Raw genomic sequence first — 16,506 nt, 5'->3', positions numbered from 1 at the left:
GGTCGACCACGTTCGCGGGTGGGCACTCGGCAGCCCGACCGATATCGATCAGCTCGCTCTGACCTGTGGATGGCACAACCGGTTCAAGCACGCCAGCCCCGACCAAATTCAGATCACCAAGGATTCGGACGGGCGGTACGTCTACCGGCTGCTGCCACCAGCGGGCGCCCGGCCCGCGACCGGAGCCGGGCCACCCGGCAGCCCCCTCGGCTCGGCCGCATAACGATCACATTCGACGCCACACCGGCACCACCCCGAGCCGCTTCCGCGAGGACGCGGCCGGAGGAGGTTTGCCCGGAGGCCCTTGTCGGTGACCGGGCGTGGTCGCGGCGGCGCGCCCCTTCGCGATCATGTTCGGAGGTCCCGCCTGCTCTCGCACCTTGCCGTCCGGATCCGGCTCGCCGCGCTTGTCGCGCTGTCGGTACCGGCGGGGCTCGTGACTGGGCGCACGCCACGCTGGCCCCGAGTCCGAGCCGACCGCCTACCCTCGGGTGACCCGGTGGAGCACGCCGACGCCGCGCACCAGGGCAGGATCGTCGCGTCCACCGACAGCCGAAAAGATGGCAGCACCGTCTCCACTTGGGAGAGCATCTACGGCCCAGACTGGAGCCGGGAGGCGTATGTCCCTGCGGGCCGCCGCGAGCTGGTCTGCGGGAGAAGGGGAGCGCGGGACGGTCAGCGGGTCGTGAGTGCCGCGTGCACGGCGGCGCGCAGGGCCGCGCCAGTGACCAGCAGGACCGGCCCTTCCGGGTCTTTGCTGTCCCGCACCGCCACCGCGTCCGCCACCGCCCCGGCCGCGTCCGCCAATTCGATGCAGTTGCCGCCGTTCTCGCCGCTGCGGCTCGCCTTACGCCAGGTGAGCCCGGCCAGCTCGACGCAATCGCCACCGTTGGAGCCGGTGTAGCTGCTCTTGCGCCAGGTGAGGTTCGTCAGGTCCATTTCTCCAGCGCCTCTTTCAATCTGTCCCGGGACATGTCTTCGGGGAGCGCCCTCGCACGCAGCTCTCTGAGTGATTCGGAAAGTTTGGCGAGGTCGGCGGGGTTGTCGGTCGTGATGCCGCGCACCGTCGTCTCCATGTAGGCGACCTCACTCCGGTCCTCCTTCGTAGCCACCACGAAAGCGCCTCCCGTGCCCGCCGGACGCCCGTCGTTCCGGACGATCTGGATGGTGATGTTCGGACGCTCGCTAAGGGCGATCAGATGCTCTATCTGCTCCCGCATGACCTCAGGCGAGGTCACCAGGTAGTCGAGAACGTATTCGCTCAAAAGCGCGACCAGCGCCGTGGGAGGTGCGTCCTCACGAGTGAGGATGGCCTGCCGAGCCATGCGCGCCTCCACGGCTTCGTCGGACTTCAGGAAGCCGCGGGCATAAGCCGGTGTCTGGAGTAGGCCTGGGACGATCGTGTGCTCCCAGGTCACGAGTTCCGCGGCGTCCGACTCGGTCTGCGGCCAGTCGAACCAGATCGGTACCGGGTGGCCGTCTCGGTTCAGGTCCTCCCATAGGCTGAGAAGCGAACCGCCCGCATCCAGGTAATCGTCCACCGTGGTCACGAATGATCGGGTGGCGCGCTTCTTCCCGTTCTCGATCCGGCTGACCTGGGCGGGGCTGACCTTGGTGAGGTTGGCGATCGTCTCTTGCAGGACGTCTTTGGCTTCTCGTAGCCGGCGCATCTGGCGGCCGAAGGCGACGAGCGCGGGGGGACTCGTTGGGACGCTGACGCCGTGCAGGCATGATCACTTACCTCTCTCGGTAACTTGCAATCACGTCTCTGTGCTTGCCGCTGCAATCCGCTTTGAAGGGGCATGCCAACTCTAACTCCGAAAGTGACTGAATGTGTGTTGTCAGCCACACACGGTGAGGAGATCGAGCATGGGCGAGGCACGGCGGGAGAACGAGATGGTGGTGAAGCAGGACCTCGCGGTCGTTGCGGAGGTGCGGAGGTTCGTGCGGCTCGTCACCGGTCAGTGGGGCATGGACGACTTCGTGCCTTGCCTGGTGGCCAGTGAACTGGTCACCAATGCGCTGCGGTACGCCTCGGCGTCCGATGGCGATGTGACGTTCCGGATCGGGCGCGTCGAGGACGGTGCGTTGTGGATGGAGGTGCAGGACGCGTCGTGCGGCCTGCCGTGCGTCCAGCGGGCCGACACCGTCGGCGAGGCCGGGCGGGGCCTGGTCATCGTCGACCGGTTCACACGCTGCTGGGGTGTGCGGCCGGTCGGCGGGGGTGCGGGCAAGGTCGTCTTCGCCGTCCTTGACCTGTGACGTGCCGCGCATTCGTCACGTTGCCGTCGGGCGCGGGAAAGCGGAAGATCATCTGGGCTTCGGCGGGGCGGCCGAGCATGCAGGGGCTTTTCCCTTCTCGGTGAGGATCCCCATGTGCCTTGATGGACGATGCGAGCGGCACGCCGCCGCGCTTCCGGCCGATGACGGCGCGCACACGCTGGACCGGCGGCGGCTGCTGATGGCGGCCGCGGCGGGGGCGGCGCTGACGCTGGTCCCCGTCTCCTTTCCGCAGGCGCGGGCTGCGGCGGCGTCTCCCGGGGAGGTCAGCCGCACCGTCACCGGGCACCTGGAGACCGGCGCCGCCGACTTCGTGTATCTGCCCGTCGAGGTGCCGAAGGGCGTGCAGAAGATCGCGGTCGAGTACTCCTACGACAAGCCGGCCGTCCCGGCGGGCACGCCCGGCAACTCCTGCGACATCGGCATGTTCGACCAGCGGGGGGTCAAGCTCGGCGGGAAGGGCTTCCGGGGCTGGTCCGGCGGCTTCCGGACCTCGTTCGAGATCAGCGCGGCGGAGGCCACGCCCGGGTACCTGCCCGGTCCGATCGGGGCCGGGACCTGGAACATCGTCCTCGGCCCGTACCAGGTCGCGCCGCAGGGGATGAACTACCAGGTCAAGATCACCCTGACGTACGGGGCGACCGGCGCGACCTTCACGCCGAGGTATCCGCCCACGAAGGCGAAGGGGCGCGGGCGGGCCTGGTACCGGGGCGACGGGCACCTGCACACCGTCCACTCCGACGGGCGGCGGCTGCCGTCCGAGGTGGCGGCCGGGGCGCGGGCGGCGGGGCTCGACTTCATGGTGTCCACCGACCACAACACCTCCTCGTCCCACGGCGTCTGGGGCGAGTTCGCGGGGGACGACCTGCTCATCATCACCGGTGAGGAGGTCACGACCCGCAACGGGCACTGGCTGGCGCTCGGCCTGCCCGCCGGGGACTGGGTCGACTGGCGCTACCGTGCCCGGGACGACGGTTTCGCCCGGTTCGCGCGGCAGGTGCGCCGGTCCGGCGGCGCGGTGGTGCCCGCCCATCCGTACTGCCCGTACGTCGCGTGCCAGTGGAAGTTCGGCTACGACGAGGCCGACGCGGTCGAGGTGTGGAACGGTCCGTGGACCTATGACGACGAGTCGGCGGTCGACACGTGGGACGCGCGGCTCGGGGAGGCGGTGCGGGCGGGCAGGGGCTGGTCGCCCGCGATGGGCAACAGCGACGCGCACAGCGAACCGCAGGTCATCGGGCTGCCGCAGACCGTCGTGCAGGCCGACGAGCTGAGCACCCGCGCCGTCCTGGACGGGATCCGCGCCGGACGGAGCTGGATCGCCGAGTCGTCGGCGGTGAACCTGGCGTTCACCGCGACCGCTGGAGGACGGAAAGCGGGGATCGCTGACACGCTCGCCGCGAAGGCCGACGCCCCCGTGGACGTGCGGCTGGAGGTGTCCGGTGTGCCGAACGGCACCGTCCGGTTCATCACCGACGAGGGCCAGATGCACCAGGAGTCGCTTCCGGCGTCCGGCGAGGGCACGGTGGTCTGGCGGACGACGACGTCGCTCGCGGCGTACGTGCGGGCGGAGGTCCGCCATCCGATGGCGGACGGCAGCCCCGGCAAGGGCAACACGATGGGACCGGCTCTGGTGTGGGGGCCGATGGCCGCGCTCACCAATCCGATCTTCCTCAAGCGCGCTCGCTGAGGACGTCGCGGACGGTGCGCGGTTCGCGCCCGAGCAGCTTGCCGAGCAGGGGGTCGACTCCGGCGAAGAAGCCTTCGGCCGCCGCCCGGTAGCCGCCGAGCATCAGCCGGGCCAGGGGTTCGGGCAGGCCGACGGCGATGCGGGCGGCGACCCGCGCGTCCGCGGGGACCACCTCGGCGCGATCGTGCGTCCGGTGACCTCGGACGCGATGTCGGCGATCTCGGTGAACGTCGGTGCGGCGCCCGCGGTCAGGGTGACCGGCCCGTCGTAGCCGCCGTTGGCGGCGAGGATGATCGCGGCGGCCTCGGCCTCGTCGTCGCGTGCCGTCCAGGACATCGGTCCGTCGGCGGGCACGGTGATGCGGCCCGTCTCCCGCCAGTGCCCGAGCAGCCAGTCGAGGCTGTGCGCGTAGTAGCCGTTGCGCAGCCTCGTCGACGCGCCCGGCGGCACGGCGGACGGGCCGGCCGCGACGGCGGTCGCGTTCCGCGCCATCGCCCCCGGTCTGACGGCTCTGACCGAGGGCGAACGGCGGCTGCTGACCGAATGGCTCGACCGGGTGATCGCCGGCGAGGTCACTTGATGAGCGGGTCGCGGGGGAGGCGGAGGATGCGCTCGGCGATCTGGTTGCGGGTGATCTCGGACGTCCCGCCCGCGATGGACATGCCGCGGGAACCGAGCCGCATGCGGCCCGCGAACGCGCCGAGTCCCTCGGAGAACACCAGCTCGGGACCGGCGAACGCGGACAGCAGGTCCGCCGCGGCGTGGCCGTGCTCGGCGAGGACGAGCTTGGTGATGTTGCCCTCGGGGCCGGGCTCGCCGCCCGCGACGGCGCGCTCCGCGCTGCGCAGGTTCAGCAGCCGCAGCGCCTGCCCCTCGGCCTCGTGGGCGCCGACGCGCTCGGCGCCGCCCGGGACGCGGTCCGGGTGCTCGGTGCACAGCTTCACCAGGTCGGGCATCGGGTAGGCGCCGCCGACCCCGCCGCCGATGCTGACCCGCTCGTTGCCGAGCGTGGCGCGCGCGACCGTCCAGCCCTGGTTGGGGGTGCCGACGACGTCGGAGTCGGGCACGAAGACGTCGGAGAAGAACACCTCGTTGAACTCCGAGTCGCCGGTGATCTGGCGGAGCGGGCGGACCTCGACGCCCGGGTGCTCCATGTCGATCACCATCATGGTGACGCCGGCGTGCTTGGGCGCGTCCGGGTCGGTGCGGACGGTCGCGAAGCCCCAGCGGCAGTAGTGGGCGCCGCTCGTCCACACCTTCTGGCCGTTGACGATCCAGCCGCCGTCGGTCTTCACCGCGCGGGTCTTCACCGACGCGGCGTCCGACCCCGCCTCGGGCTCGCTGAACAGCTGGCACCAGATCTCCTCGCCGAGCAGGGCGGGCCGCACCCAGCGCTCGACCTGCTCCGGGGAGCCGTGCTGGATGATCGTGAGGATGTTCCAGCTGGTGATGCCGTACTGGGGCCGCTTCACGCCGGCGGCCTTGAACTCCTCCTCGATGACGAGCTGGAGCCCGGCGGGGGCCTCCAGGCCCCACGGCTTCGGCCAGTGCGGCTGGACGTAGCCGGTCTCGATGAGGCGGACGCGCTGCTCCTCCTTCGGCAGCGCGGCGATCTCGCGGGCCAGCTCGCGGACCTCGGCGCGCCTCGCCTCCGCCTCCGGCGGCAGGTCGAGGGTGGTGGCGCGGACGACGCCGGCGGCGAGCAGCCGGGTGACGTCGCGGGCGGCGGCCTCCGGGTCGACGACCGCCTCGATCGCGGCGGCGCGGCGCATCAGCAGGTGCGCGTCGTGCTCCCAGGTGAACCCGATGCCGCCGTGCACCTGGATGTTCAGCCCGGAGTCGTCGAGGAACGCCGGGACGGCGAGCGCGGCGGCGACCGCGGCGGCCAGCTCGAACTGGTCGGACGGCCCGGACGCGGCGCGCGCCGCGTCCCACACGGCGGCGGTGCCGAGCTCGGCGGCCACCAGCATGTTCGCGCAGTGGTGCTTGACGGCCTGGAACGTGCCGATCGTGCGGCCGAACTGCTGCCGGACCTTCGCGTACTCGGTGGCGGACTCGACGCATTCGAGCGCTCCGCCGACCGCCTCGGCGGAGTAGAGGGTGCGGGCGATCGCGGTCGCGTGCGCGGCGGCGCCCGCGATGACCTCCGCCGGCGCCCCGTCCAGCCGGACGCGGGCGGCGCGGCGGGACGGGTCGAGGTTCGCCGGCACCTCGACGGTCACGCCCGCCGCGTCCGCCGCGACGATCGCCACGTCGTCGCCCGCGACGAGGAGCAGCAGGGCGGCGAGGCCGCCGCCGAGCACCACGGCCTCGCCGGACGCCAGGCCGTCCCGCACAGTGACCGAGCCGTCCAGGCCGAGCGCGGCCGGGGTCTCGCCGGACGCCAGGCCGGGCAGGAGCCGGCCGCACAGCTCGTCGCCGCCGCGCGCGGCGATCACCGCCGACGCCGCCATGGTCGGGACGAGCGGGCCCGGCGCGGCGGCCCGGCCCAGCTCCTCGGCGACGACCACGAGCTCCGGGAGCCCGTACCCGCCGCCGCCGTGCTCCTCGGGCAGGTGCAGGCCGAGCAGGCCGAGGCCGGCGAACTCCTTCCAGAACGCCGGGAGCGTCTCCTCGCCGGCCTCCAGCAGCGCCCGGTTCGCGGCGCGCGCGTCGTGGTCGCGCAGGAACGCGCGCGCCGTCCGCGCGAGCTCGCGATGCTCCTCGCTGATGGCGATCGCCATGGATCCTCCCAGGGTGTTCCGCGCCCGCGGCGCGATGTCGGAGTGGTGCCGCTCAGCTAATAATTGCTCGCTTACACCCCGCCCTGTCCACCGGCCCCCCGCGGACGCTCCTGGACCACCCACGCGTTCCCGTCCGGGTCGGCGAAGAACGCCATCGTGCTCCACGGCTCCGTCCCCGGACCTTTGACCTGCGCGCCGTTCTCGAAGTGGACGACGTCGCCGACCGGGACGCCGCGTCCGGCCAGCTCCTTGTGCGCCGCGACGACATCGGAGACGACCAGTGTCAGACCGCTGAGACCGCCGGGGGAACCCCCGGTCACCAGGTGGATCGAGCAGCCCGAGCCGGGCGGGGTCAGCTGGACGATCCGCATCCCGCCCGGGACGGTCCGGTCGAGGTCGACCACGAATCCGACCCGCTCGCCGTAGAACTCTTTGGCCCGGTCCACGTCGGAGACGGGCACCGGCACGACTTCCAGCTTCATTTCCATGGCGGAACAGACCTGCCCCGGCGCCGGAAATCATCGCGCCTTCAACTCGGTCAATCGCCCGGGCCGGCCTTCCCGCCGGGCTTGCCGTCATCGTCCTGCTCGTCCTCTGCGTTCTCCGGGGGCTCCTCATGCCCCTCGCCTTCGGAGTCGTCGGTGGCGGCGGCGACGTCGGGGGGCAGGTCGTCGGGCGGGTCGCGCAGGGCGGGCCAGGCCCGGTACACGACCGCGGCGATCGGCACCGCGACGGCCGCGCCGGGGATGCCGCCGAGGATCCCGCCGACGCTGATCGCGAGGATGATGGCGAGCGGGTGCAGCCGGACGAGCCGGCCGACCAGCAGCGGCTGCAGCAGGTGGCTCTCCGCCTGGTGCTCGACGATCAGCACGCCGAGGAAGATCAGCGCGATGGCGCCGCCCTTGGCGGCGAACGCGACGGCGACCGCGAGCGCGCCGCCGACCAGGATCCCGACGATCGGGATGAAGCTCCCCAGGAAGATCACCACGGCGAGCGGCGCGACCAGCGGGACGCCGAGGACGGCCAGCACGACCGCCAGCACGACGGCGTGGATCGCGGCGACCATGACGGTGCCGTGCACGTACTGCGACAGCGTCTCCCAGGCGGCGCGGCCGGCCCGGTCGATGCGGGGGCGGTAGCGGCCCGTCCCGCCGATCGTCCAGTCCCAGATCCGCGCGCCGTCCTTGAGCAGGAAGAACGTGATGAACAGCAGCAGCACGATGGCGGCGAGCACCTCGACGGTGACCGCGCCCGCCTGCACCGCGGTGTTGGCGAGCTTGCCGCGCCGCTTCTCCAGGTAGTCGATGCCCTGGTCGATGGAGTTCTGGATCTGCGAGTGCTTGATGTGCAGCGGGCCGGTCTCCAGCCAGTGCTGCAGGGAGCGGGCGGTGGACTGCACCTCGTCGGCGAGCTTGGGGAACTCCTCGTTCGCCTGGATCCCGACGAACGTGCCGATCCCGCCGAGCACCGCGAGCGCGAGCAGCATGGTGATCCAGGTGGCGGCGAGGGACGGCAGCCCGGCCCGCTCGAGCCGGGCGGTGAGGGGGCGCAGCAGCGCGCACAGGAACAGCGCGATCGCGCACGGCAGGAAGACGATCTTCAGCGTGCCGATGATCCACACGAGGCCGTAGCCGACCGCGCCGATCGCGATCAGCCGCCAGGACCAGGCCGCGGCCGCGCGGAGCAGGGGCGGCGCCGGTGGCGAGGCCGACGCCGCGGACCGCCGGTGTCGATCGTCGTTCATCCGCGTCCCTCCGCCGGGACGCCGGTCTTCTCCCCCACTCCTTGAACTCTATGCGCCCGGCCGCCTCACCTGCGGCGCCCGCGCTCAGCCGCCGCGCCGGAAACCCCTGACCGCGAGGGCGGCCGCGGCGGCGCCGACGGCCGCGCTGACCGACAGGGCGGCGACCGCGTCGGCGAGCGCCGGTTCGCCGAGCGCGACCGAGCGCGCCGCCCGGATCCCATAGGTGGCGGGGTTGGCGGCGGCGACCGCGCGCAGCCAGCCGGGCAGGGCGCTCGCCGGGACGAACGCGTTCGAGGCGAAGACCAGCGGGAACGTCGCGAGGCCCGCGACGCTCTGCACCAGCTCGGCGTTGCGGATCCAGCAGGCGATCGCGATGAAGATCCAGCCGAGGCAGCAGCCGACGGCGAGCGCGAGCGCGGCGGCGCCGAGCGCACCGAGCGGCCCGCCCGCCGGGCGGAACCCGAGCAGCGCCGCCGCGAGGACGAGCAGCAGCAGCTGCTGGAGCGCGCAGCGGACGGTGTCGGCGGCGCTGCGGGCGAGCAGCACCGACCCGGGCCAGATCGGCATCGACCGGAACCGCGCGATGATCCCGCTGCGCATCTCCTGGGTGAGCCCGACCGCGGTGTTCAGCGCCGCCTGCAGCGCCGACGTCACCATGATCGCCGGGACGAGGAAGTCGACGTAGCGGACGCCGGACGGGAAGCCGGGCGCCCGCGCGACGCTGCCGAACAGCTGGCTGAACATGCCGAGCATCAGCAGCGGCCCGAGCATGCTCGCCACGACGAGCCGCGGGTCGAGGACGAGCGCCCGCAGCGACCGGCCGGTGAGGACGCGCAGCTGCGTCCAGATCCCGGCGTCCTGCGGCGGCGCGGCGGAGGCGGCGGCGGAGCGCGCGGGCGCGACGGCCGTCATGACGCGCCCCTCGCCGCCGCGTCCGGGCGGGCGGGCCCGGTCAGCGACAGGTACACGTCGTCGAGGGTCGGCGCCGTCACCGCCAGCTCGTAGTCGCCCATGACCTCGGCGTCCAGCGTCCGCGCGACGACAGCGAGGTCGCGGGGGCCGGTCAGCGGGACGGCGATGACGTCGCGGCGCGGGTCGTACTCGGGGCCGAGTCCCTCGGTGCGCAGCGCGCGGGCGGCGGCCCGCACCGCGTCCGGCCCGGCGAGCCGCGCGGTGGCGGTGCGCCCGCCGACGCGGGCCTTCAGGTCGGCGGGCGCGCCGGACGCGACGACCCGGCCGCCGGCGAGCACGGTGATCGTGTCGGCGAGCCGGTCCGCCTCGTCGAGGTACTGGGTGGTGAGCACGACGGTCGTGCCGTCCCGGACGAGGCGCTCGACGACCGTCCAGGCGGCGAGGCGGGCGGCGGGGTCCAGGCCGGTGGTGGGCTCGTCGAGGAACAGCACCTCGGGACGGCCCGTCAGGCTGGCCGCGAGGTCCAGGCGGCGCCGCATCCCGCCGGAGTAGCCGCGCACCGGCCGGTCGGCCGCGCCGGTCAGGTCGAACATCTCCAGCAGCTCGGCGGCGCGGCGGAGCGCGTCGCGGCGGCCCGTGCCGCGCAGCCGGGCGACCAGCACCAGGTTGTCGCGCCCGGAGATCTGCTCGTCGACGGCCGCGAACTGCCCGGTCAGCGCGATCCGGCGGCGCACCTCGCGGGACTGCCGGACGACGTCGTACCCGGCGACGCGGGCGGTGCCGGCGGTGGGCCGGCACAGCGCCGCGAGCACGTTGACCAGGGTGGTCTTGCCGGCGCCGTTGTGCCCGAGCAGCCCGAGGACCGAGCCGGGCGGCGCCGCGACCGTCACCCCGTCCAGCGCCTGGACGGGCCCGAACCACTTGCTGACGCCCGCGGCCTCGATCGCGTACTCCGCCGGGCCGGGCACGGCGGTCATCCCGCGGTCCGGGCCGGCGCGAGCAGCCGCTTCATCAGCGCCGCGACGATCCGGTCGTACCAGCGGGTGAAGACCCAGGCGCCGAGCGCCCCGGCGGCGGCCGCGGCCAGCGCGGCGGCGGCCCGCCCGGCCGGGACGGGCGCGCCCGCGGCGGCGCCCGGCAGCGCGGCGGCGAGCAGCAGCAGGTTCCGGACGATCATCGCCTGCCCCATCACCGATCCCTTCGAGCCGAAGCAGCGGCACTCGGCGAAGACGCCGCCGCGGACGGCCCGCACCGCGATCCCGATGAACACGGCCAGCAGGACGGACGCCAGCGCGAACCCGGCCCGGACCCCGGACGGCATCGCGAGCAGCACGGCCACCGTCCCCTCGCCCGCGACGACGAGGGCGCCCGCCGGGGCCGCGGCCCGCTGCGGCAGGACCGCCAGCTGCCGGATCGACCCGGCGAACCCGCGGAACCGCGCCGCGCTGCGCGCCTTCCCGGCGAACGCGGCGGCGAACACGGTGAGGATCAGCGCCCGGCAGCCGAGCAGCAGCAGGCCCGTCACCGGTCCGCCCGCCCGCCGCCGGGCGCCGCGACGACCATCGTCCTGGCGAACGCGAGCACCTCGGCGCGCTCGCCGACGGGCTCTCCGCCGGCCTCCACCCACGCGTGCGCGCGGAACGGCTCCAGGCGCACGCCCGTGCACCAGTCCGGCCACGTCCCGCCCGCCCGGCACAGCAGCACCGTCGCGAGGGACCGCTGCAGGCAGCCCTGCCCCGCACACTGAACGCTCACCGTCACCACCGCCTGCCGCGCCGCGAGCGCCTCCTCCGCCGTCGCGGGACGCGCGCCGCGCCGCAGGACGGTGAGGACGCGGCGCAGCCGGCGCGGCGGCAGCGCCGCGATCAGCCGGGCGGCGCCCACCGCGGCGCGGGCCCCGGCCCGGCGCCGCCGCGTCAGCGGGACGGACGGCTCCAGCGCGACCGGCATCGTCACGGCGCCATCACCTCGGCGTCGCGGAGCGTCCGGACGAACGCGGCCACGTCGGCGGTGACCCGCTCCGCCGCGTCCGGGTGGCGTTCCCGCAGCTCGCGGACGGCGTCGTCGACGCTCCCGCCGGCCAGCAGCAGCCGGATCACGGTGGTGCCGGTCGCGTTCAGCACCCAGTAGCGGCCGGCGCGCTCGTCCAGCAGCACCGTGCCGTGCTCGGTCTCGGTCATCGTCACGTGGGGCGACAGCGACGCCCCGGGAGTCACGGGCATCTCGGACCTCCGGTTCATGGGTTCGGGACGCGCTCGCGCTCGACGGCGCGCAGCCACGTCTCGCAGGCGAACGTGCTGATCAGCGGCATCAGGGTCAGGGACGAGGGCGGCGGCGCCTCCAGCACGGCGCGCAGCGCGGCGGCGTCGACGAGCCCGAGCCGCGCGAGCCGCATCCCGTCGCCGCACAGGCCGAGCAGGTCGGCGCGGTGCCGGCGCAGGCTGTCGTAGGCCTCCGCGCTGTACTCCGACTTCGTCGCGCGCCCGAGGACCCGGGCGGGGACGATGCCGGCCATCGCGGCGGACAGGGCGGGCTTGTAGCGGTCGGGCATCGTCGTGTCCTGGAGGCGGACGGCGAGCGCGGCCTCGATGACCCGGTCGTCGACGAACGGCGCGTGCCACGCCACCCCCTCCCGGGAGGTGAGCCGGTCGACGCGGCGGATCGTGTCGCCGCACAGCCGGGCGTCCTGCAGCGCGGCGTGCTGCCCGCGCAGCGGCGCGAGCGGTTCGACGCCGGACGCGCCGATCCGCCGGAACAGCGTCCGCGCCGCGTCGGCGGCGTCGGGCGTCGCCCACGGCGGCAGCCGGTAGGCGATCCCCCAGCCGAGCGCGGGCGCGCCGCCGACCTCGCGGACCGGGTCGGTGAGCGCGCCGGCGGACGCGGCGAGCCACCCGCCGAACGTGTCGCGGTTCAGCAGCGCCCGCGCCGCGGGCAGCAGCCGCCACCGGTACATCGCCCGGTAGGCGCGCAGGTGCCGGAGCGCGCCGCCGCCCCGCGTCCGCGCGAGCGTGTGCAGGTTCAGCGGGTTGCCGAGGAACAGCTCGTCGCCGCCGTGCCCGGTCAGGTGGGACGCGGAGCCGGCGGCGGCGACGCGGCGGGCCAGGTGGGTGAGCCGCGCCCGGGTCCTGATCCAGGCGAACGGCCCTTCGAGGTCCGGGTCCGGATCGGGATCGGCGATCCCGTCGAACCAGGTGGGGGCGGTGTCGCGGGCCAGCACCAGGTGCTCGGCGCCGGGCAGGTCCGCGGCGGCGAGCCGCGCCCAGTGCCGGTCCTCGTCGGCGCGGTCGGCCGCCTCCCAGCGGGTCGTGACGAGCCGGTCCGCCTCGCCGGCGGCCAGGAAGCACAGGCTGGTGGAGTCCATCCCGCCGGACAGGTCCGCGCTGACCGTCTTGACGTCCCGCGCGCGCACGGCGACCGCGTCGCGCAGCGCCCGCCGGACGCGGCGCGCCCCGTCGGCCAGCGGCAGGTGCGGCTCCGGCGGCGTCCACCACCGGACCGGGCGGCCCCGCCCGTCCGCGTCGATCTCCAGGTAGCAGCCGGCCGGGACCGCCTCGACGCCCGTCCACAGCGGCGTCTCGCTGATCGGCCACGGCGGCCACGGCGCGACGAGCCGGGCCGCGAGCAGCGCCTCGTCCGCCCGGCGGTCACCGGGCAGCGACATCGGCGCGTCCGCGGCGACCGTCACCCCGCCGAGCGAGGTGTGGAACACCTGCCGCGCGGCCGACACGCTGCCCTGCACCCGGACGCGCCCGCCGATGGACGCGACGAGATGGAAGCTGCCGGCGAGCCGCCCGCACAGCGCGTCCAGGTCCCGCACGGAGCGGACCCGGGCGAGGACGCGCTCCAGCTCGTCCGGGGTCGTGTCGGCGGGCCCGAACAGCACCACGCGGTCGCGCCCGCACGCGGCGGACACGACGCTCTCCCGGTCCCAGCGCCCGGCGATCCAGGGACGGCCGGAGGCGTGCTCGAACCGCGCAACGGCCGGGCCCGCCAGCGCGGCGGCCGCATCGGTGTCCGGAAGGACGCGGAACTCCACCATTTCCTTTTCCTTTTCACCGGGGCGTGCCGGCGCCGGGGTGAACCGGCGCCGGCACCTCGGTTCCGAGCCGACAGGCCGCGCAGGCGTCAGCAGAGCATGACGCACGACCAGTCGTTCTCGAATCCCCAGTTCGGCCGGCCGAGGGTCAGCTCGGCGAAGCCGCCGGCCTCCATCAGCGCGGGCGGCTCGTAAGCCGCGACCTTCTGCTGCATGAAACACACCCTTCTTGCGAACCGGGACGGCCCCGGATGGGCCTCCCCGTTGCGCTACCACGTTAGAAGGAAGGCCATTTCACTTACCTTGCAGTTGCCTTTCAGCGAAGCCCGGCGCTATTGAGCTCGCCTGTTCACGGCGCGAATATCGGCAGGGCACGCGAATATCGGCGAGTGCGCAGAACCGATCAAAGGAGCCGGCGATGACGATCCTCTCCATCCTCGACACCGCACCCGTGTGGCAGGGCTCGTCGCCGTCGCGGGCGCTGCGCGAGTCGCTGCGGACGGCGCCGGAGGCCGAGCGGATGGGGTACCACCGGTACTGGGTCGCCGAGCACCACAACGCCCCGTTCATCGCGAGCTGCGCGCCGCCGGTGCTGGTCGCGCGGCTCGCCGCCGCCACGTCCCGGATCCGGGTCGGCTCGGGCGGGGTGATGCTGCCCAACCATCCGCCGCTGGTCGTCGCCGAGCAGTTCGGGACGCTGGAGGCGCTGCACCCGGGCCGCATCGACCTCGGCGTCGGCCGGTCCCCCGGCACCGACATGACCACGGCGAAGGCGCTGCGCCGGGTGAGCAGCCCGCCCGGTTCGGACGCCTACCGGGAGCAGGTCCGCGAGCTGGTCGGGCTGCTGTCGCCGCGGCCCGGCGACCCGGTCGTCGCGGTGCCGGCGGTGGACGGCGCGCCGGACGTGTGGCTGCTCGGCTCCAGCGCCGACAACGGCCGCTTCGCCGCCGAACTGGGGCTGCCGTTCGCGTTCGCGCACCACATCCGGCCGGGGAACGCCGAGGAGGCGCTGCGGGCCTACCGGGACGCCTTCCGGCCGTCCGCGGCGTTCCCGGAGCCGCGGACGCTGCTCGCCGCGTCCGTCATCGTCGCCGACTCGGCCGAGCGCGCCCAATGGCTCGCCGGGCCGTCCAAAGTGATCGTGGCCCAGTCCTTGAAGGGAGTGCGGAACGGACCTAACGTCTCTCCCGAGGACGCCGCGAAACTTCATTGGACGGCCGATGAGGAGGCGGTTCTGCGGGAACGCACGGCGCACCATGTGGTCGGCGATCCGGAGACCGTCCGGGACCGATTGGCGGAACTGCTCGGCCGGACGGAGGCCGACGAACTCATGGTGCTGACGCTCGTCCACGACCTCGACGAGCGCCTGCGCTCCTACGAACTGCTCGCCAAGACGATGTCCGCCGGGAATCCCTGACGGGTCACCGCGAAAGGACCGAATGGTCGTCGCGCAGGATCGCCATCTGCAGGCGGCGGAGTTCGAGGTCGGGATCGACGCCGAACTCCGCGCGCAGCTGCGAGCTGACCTTCCGGTACGCGGCGAGCGCCTCCACGCGGCGGCCCGACCGCGACAGCGCCAGCATCAGCTGCCACCAGAACCGCTCCCGGAACGGGTACCGGTCGGTCAGCGCGCGCAGCTCCCCGACCATCCCGTCGTGCTCGCCGAGCTCCAACCCCACCTCGCACCGCCGCTCCACCGCCCGCAGGTACTCCTCGGTCAGCCGCGGCACCTCAGTCTGCTGGAGCGTGTCCGACCGGACGTTCGCCAGGACGGGCCCGCGCCACAGCGCCAGCGCCTCCCGCAGCCGCGCCGACTGCGCGGCGAGGTCGCGGCGCTCCCCCGCCGCCGCGGCCTCGCGCGTCAGCCCGCGGAAGCGCAGCAGGTCCAGCTCGCCGGGCCCGAGCTCCAGGACGTACCCGCCGGAGGAGGTGGTGAGCAGCTCCGCCGAGCCGGGCGAGTGCCGGTCGAGCCACTGCCGGAGCCGGGACACGCACGAGTACAGCGCGCCGCGCGGCCGGTCGGGCAGCCGGTCGCCCCACAGATGGTCCAGCAGCTGCTCGAGCGGGACGACCTGCCCCGCGTTCAGCGCCAGCGCCGCGAGCAGCACCCGCTGCCCGCCCTTCGGCAGCTCCGCCCGCCGGCCGTCCACGGCCGCCTCCAGCGGCCCGAGCACCTTGAGACAGACCCCGTTCATGCGGTTCCCCCCTGCGTCGTACGGCTGCTTCGGCAGTACGGCTCAGTTTGCGCAGCGTCGGGGCGTCTGTCATGACGGCCGTTCGGGGGTCATGGCCCCCGCGCCGCCGGGCGCGTCCGGCGTCACCGGCGAGCCAATCAGAACTCTCTATGACGGGACGGCTCCGCTCAGTAAGATCAAGGAGACACCGCTCCCCGCACCGTCTCGCACACCGGCGTGCGCCCTGACCCGCCCCGCACCCCCTGCCCACCCCCACGCACCCCGCCTGAACAAAGGTCGAACACGCTCCCCGATGGCTCCCACCCGCCGCGTCACCGTAGCCGTCGTCGACGACCACGATGTGGTGCTGTCCGGCGTCCGCGCCTGGATCGACGGCGACCCGCGCCCGATCGAGATCGTCGACACCGCCGCCAGCATCGACGGGCTGGACCCGCGCCTCGCCGCCGACGTGCTGGTCATCGACCCGCGGATGGGCGGCGAGCCGGCGCTGGAGCGGATCGCCGAGCTCGCCGCGGCCGGGCACCGCATCGTCGTGTTCTCCGAGCGCGCCGAGGCCGACCTCGCCCGCCGCGCCGAGCTGGCGGGCGCCCGCGCGTTCGTCCGCAAGGAGGCCGCCGAGGGGCAGCGCCGGCTGGTCGAGGCGATCCTCGCGGTCGCGGGCGACGCGCCCGCGCCCGCCGAGGCGAGCCCCTGCCGTCCGCGGCTCTCCGAGCAGGAGCTGCGGACGGTGCGGCTGTGGCTCGGCGGCCTCACCCGCGCCGCCGTCGCCCGGCAGATGGGGATCAGCGAGCACACGGTCAAGCAGTACCTCGCACGGGCCCGGGAGAAGTACGCCAGGGCGGGTCGCGACGCCTCCGACCGGATCGCCATGTACCGCGAGGCCCGCCGCGACGGCCTCCTGGACGACTAGCGCGGCCGGCGCGGTC

General features: G+C 74.1%; 19 protein-coding genes. 5 read left to right on the top strand and 14 right to left on the bottom strand.

Annotated features, from left to right (window positions below):
• On the top strand, positions 1-223 hold a 223-nt coding region (locus tag F8568_RS47520; RefSeq protein WP_207750434.1), incomplete at its 5' end, for an HNH endonuclease.
• A 452-nt stretch (positions 224-675) separates the two neighbouring features.
• On the opposite strand, the gene F8568_RS37135 is transcribed toward F8568_RS47520, so the two are convergent.
• Positions 676-939 (bottom strand): DUF397 domain-containing protein, encoded by a 264-nt coding sequence (locus F8568_RS37135; RefSeq protein WP_151596781.1) that lies wholly within the window; start codon positions 937-939, stop codon positions 676-678.
• Positions 930-1,727, bottom strand: a complete 798-nt coding sequence (locus F8568_RS37130; protein WP_268896401.1) for a helix-turn-helix domain-containing protein — start codon at positions 1,725-1,727, stop codon at positions 930-932. The genes F8568_RS37135 and F8568_RS37130 overlap by 10 nt, the downstream gene beginning before the upstream one ends.
• Positions 1,728-1,869: 142 nt before the next feature.
• Here F8568_RS37130 and F8568_RS37125 point away from each other — a divergent pair, with 142 nt between their 5' ends.
• Entirely contained in the window at positions 1,870-2,262 is a 393-nt protein-coding gene (locus F8568_RS37125; protein ID WP_151596783.1) for an ATP-binding protein, read from the top strand.
• A 112-nt stretch (positions 2,263-2,374) separates the two neighbouring features.
• Complete coding sequence (locus F8568_RS37120) at positions 2,375-3,970, top strand: CehA/McbA family metallohydrolase (protein ID WP_160573791.1); 1,596 nt, start codon at positions 2,375-2,377, stop codon at positions 3,968-3,970.
• 102 nt (positions 3,971-4,072) lie between these two features.
• Here F8568_RS37120 and F8568_RS37115 read toward each other — a convergent pair whose 3' ends face one another.
• From F8568_RS37115 to F8568_RS37065, 11 genes are all read right to left on the bottom strand, one after another.
• Entirely contained in the window at positions 4,073-4,462 is a 390-nt protein-coding gene (locus tag F8568_RS37115; RefSeq protein ID WP_160573792.1) for a Rossmann-fold NAD(P)-binding domain-containing protein, read from the bottom strand.
• 80 nt (positions 4,463-4,542) lie between these two features.
• Complete coding sequence (locus F8568_RS37110; RefSeq protein ID WP_151596786.1) at positions 4,543-6,693, bottom strand: acyl-CoA dehydrogenase; 2,151 nt, start codon at positions 6,691-6,693, stop codon at positions 4,543-4,545.
• A 71-nt stretch (positions 6,694-6,764) separates the two neighbouring features.
• Positions 6,765-7,175 (bottom strand): VOC family protein, encoded by a 411-nt coding sequence (locus F8568_RS37105; RefSeq protein ID WP_236009260.1) that lies wholly within the window; start codon positions 7,173-7,175, stop codon positions 6,765-6,767.
• A 56-nt stretch (positions 7,176-7,231) separates the two neighbouring features.
• The gene (locus F8568_RS37100) at positions 7,232-8,437 is read right to left on the bottom strand and encodes an AI-2E family transporter (RefSeq protein WP_151596788.1); all 1,206 of its coding nucleotides are present in this window, start codon (positions 8,435-8,437) and stop codon (positions 7,232-7,234) included.
• Positions 8,438-8,521: 84 nt separating this feature from the next.
• Positions 8,522-9,349: an ABC transporter permease gene (locus F8568_RS37095; RefSeq protein ID WP_151596789.1), complete on the bottom strand. Its 828-nt coding sequence runs from the start codon at positions 9,347-9,349 to the stop codon at positions 8,522-8,524.
• Positions 9,346-10,326, bottom strand: a complete 981-nt coding sequence (locus F8568_RS37090; protein WP_151598303.1) for an ATP-binding cassette domain-containing protein — start codon at positions 10,324-10,326, stop codon at positions 9,346-9,348. Before F8568_RS37090 ends, F8568_RS37095 begins: the two co-directional genes overlap by 4 nt.
• On the bottom strand, positions 10,323-10,874 hold the full coding sequence (locus F8568_RS37085; RefSeq protein ID WP_151598302.1) for a MauE/DoxX family redox-associated membrane protein: 552 nt from the start codon (positions 10,872-10,874) through the stop codon (positions 10,323-10,325). Before F8568_RS37085 ends, F8568_RS37090 begins: the two co-directional genes overlap by 4 nt.
• Positions 10,871-11,299 carry a lasso peptide biosynthesis B2 protein gene (locus F8568_RS37080; RefSeq protein ID WP_151598312.1) on the bottom strand — a complete coding sequence of 143 codons (429 nt, stop codon included), beginning with the start codon at positions 11,297-11,299 and terminating at the stop codon, positions 10,871-10,873. The genes F8568_RS37085 and F8568_RS37080 overlap by 4 nt, the downstream gene beginning before the upstream one ends.
• Before the next feature lie 2 nt (positions 11,300-11,301).
• Positions 11,302-11,571, bottom strand: coding sequence for a lasso peptide biosynthesis PqqD family chaperone (locus F8568_RS37075; RefSeq protein WP_151598301.1), 270 nt, complete (start codon positions 11,569-11,571; stop codon positions 11,302-11,304).
• A 14-nt stretch (positions 11,572-11,585) separates the two neighbouring features.
• The gene (locus tag F8568_RS37070; protein ID WP_151598300.1) at positions 11,586-13,388 is read right to left on the bottom strand and encodes an asparagine synthase-related protein; all 1,803 of its coding nucleotides are present in this window, start codon (positions 13,386-13,388) and stop codon (positions 11,586-11,588) included.
• Positions 13,389-13,474: 86 nt separating this feature from the next.
• Complete coding sequence (locus tag F8568_RS37065; protein ID WP_151598299.1) at positions 13,475-13,600, bottom strand: lasso RiPP family leader peptide-containing protein; 126 nt, start codon at positions 13,598-13,600, stop codon at positions 13,475-13,477.
• A gap of 203 nt (positions 13,601-13,803) precedes the next feature.
• Here F8568_RS37065 and F8568_RS37060 point away from each other — a divergent pair, with 203 nt between their 5' ends.
• The gene (locus F8568_RS37060) at positions 13,804-14,802 is read left to right on the top strand and encodes an LLM class flavin-dependent oxidoreductase (protein WP_151598298.1); all 999 of its coding nucleotides are present in this window, start codon (positions 13,804-13,806) and stop codon (positions 14,800-14,802) included.
• Positions 14,803-14,806: 4 nt separating this feature from the next.
• Here F8568_RS37060 and F8568_RS37055 read toward each other — a convergent pair whose 3' ends face one another.
• Positions 14,807-15,580: an AfsR/SARP family transcriptional regulator gene (locus F8568_RS37055; RefSeq protein WP_151598297.1), complete on the bottom strand. Its 774-nt coding sequence runs from the start codon at positions 15,578-15,580 to the stop codon at positions 14,807-14,809.
• 292 nt (positions 15,581-15,872) lie between these two features.
• Here F8568_RS37055 and F8568_RS37050 point away from each other — a divergent pair, with 292 nt between their 5' ends.
• Positions 15,873-16,490 (top strand): response regulator transcription factor, encoded by a 618-nt coding sequence (locus F8568_RS37050; RefSeq protein ID WP_160573899.1) that lies wholly within the window; start codon positions 15,873-15,875, stop codon positions 16,488-16,490.
• Positions 16,491-16,506 lie beyond the last annotated feature (16 nt).

The organism is Actinomadura physcomitrii, from assembly GCF_008923205.2.
Taxonomy (GTDB): Bacteria; Actinomycetota; Actinomycetes; order Streptosporangiales; family Streptosporangiaceae; genus Spirillospora; species Spirillospora physcomitrii.
This window is presented reverse-complemented; position numbering and strand designations above follow the sequence as displayed.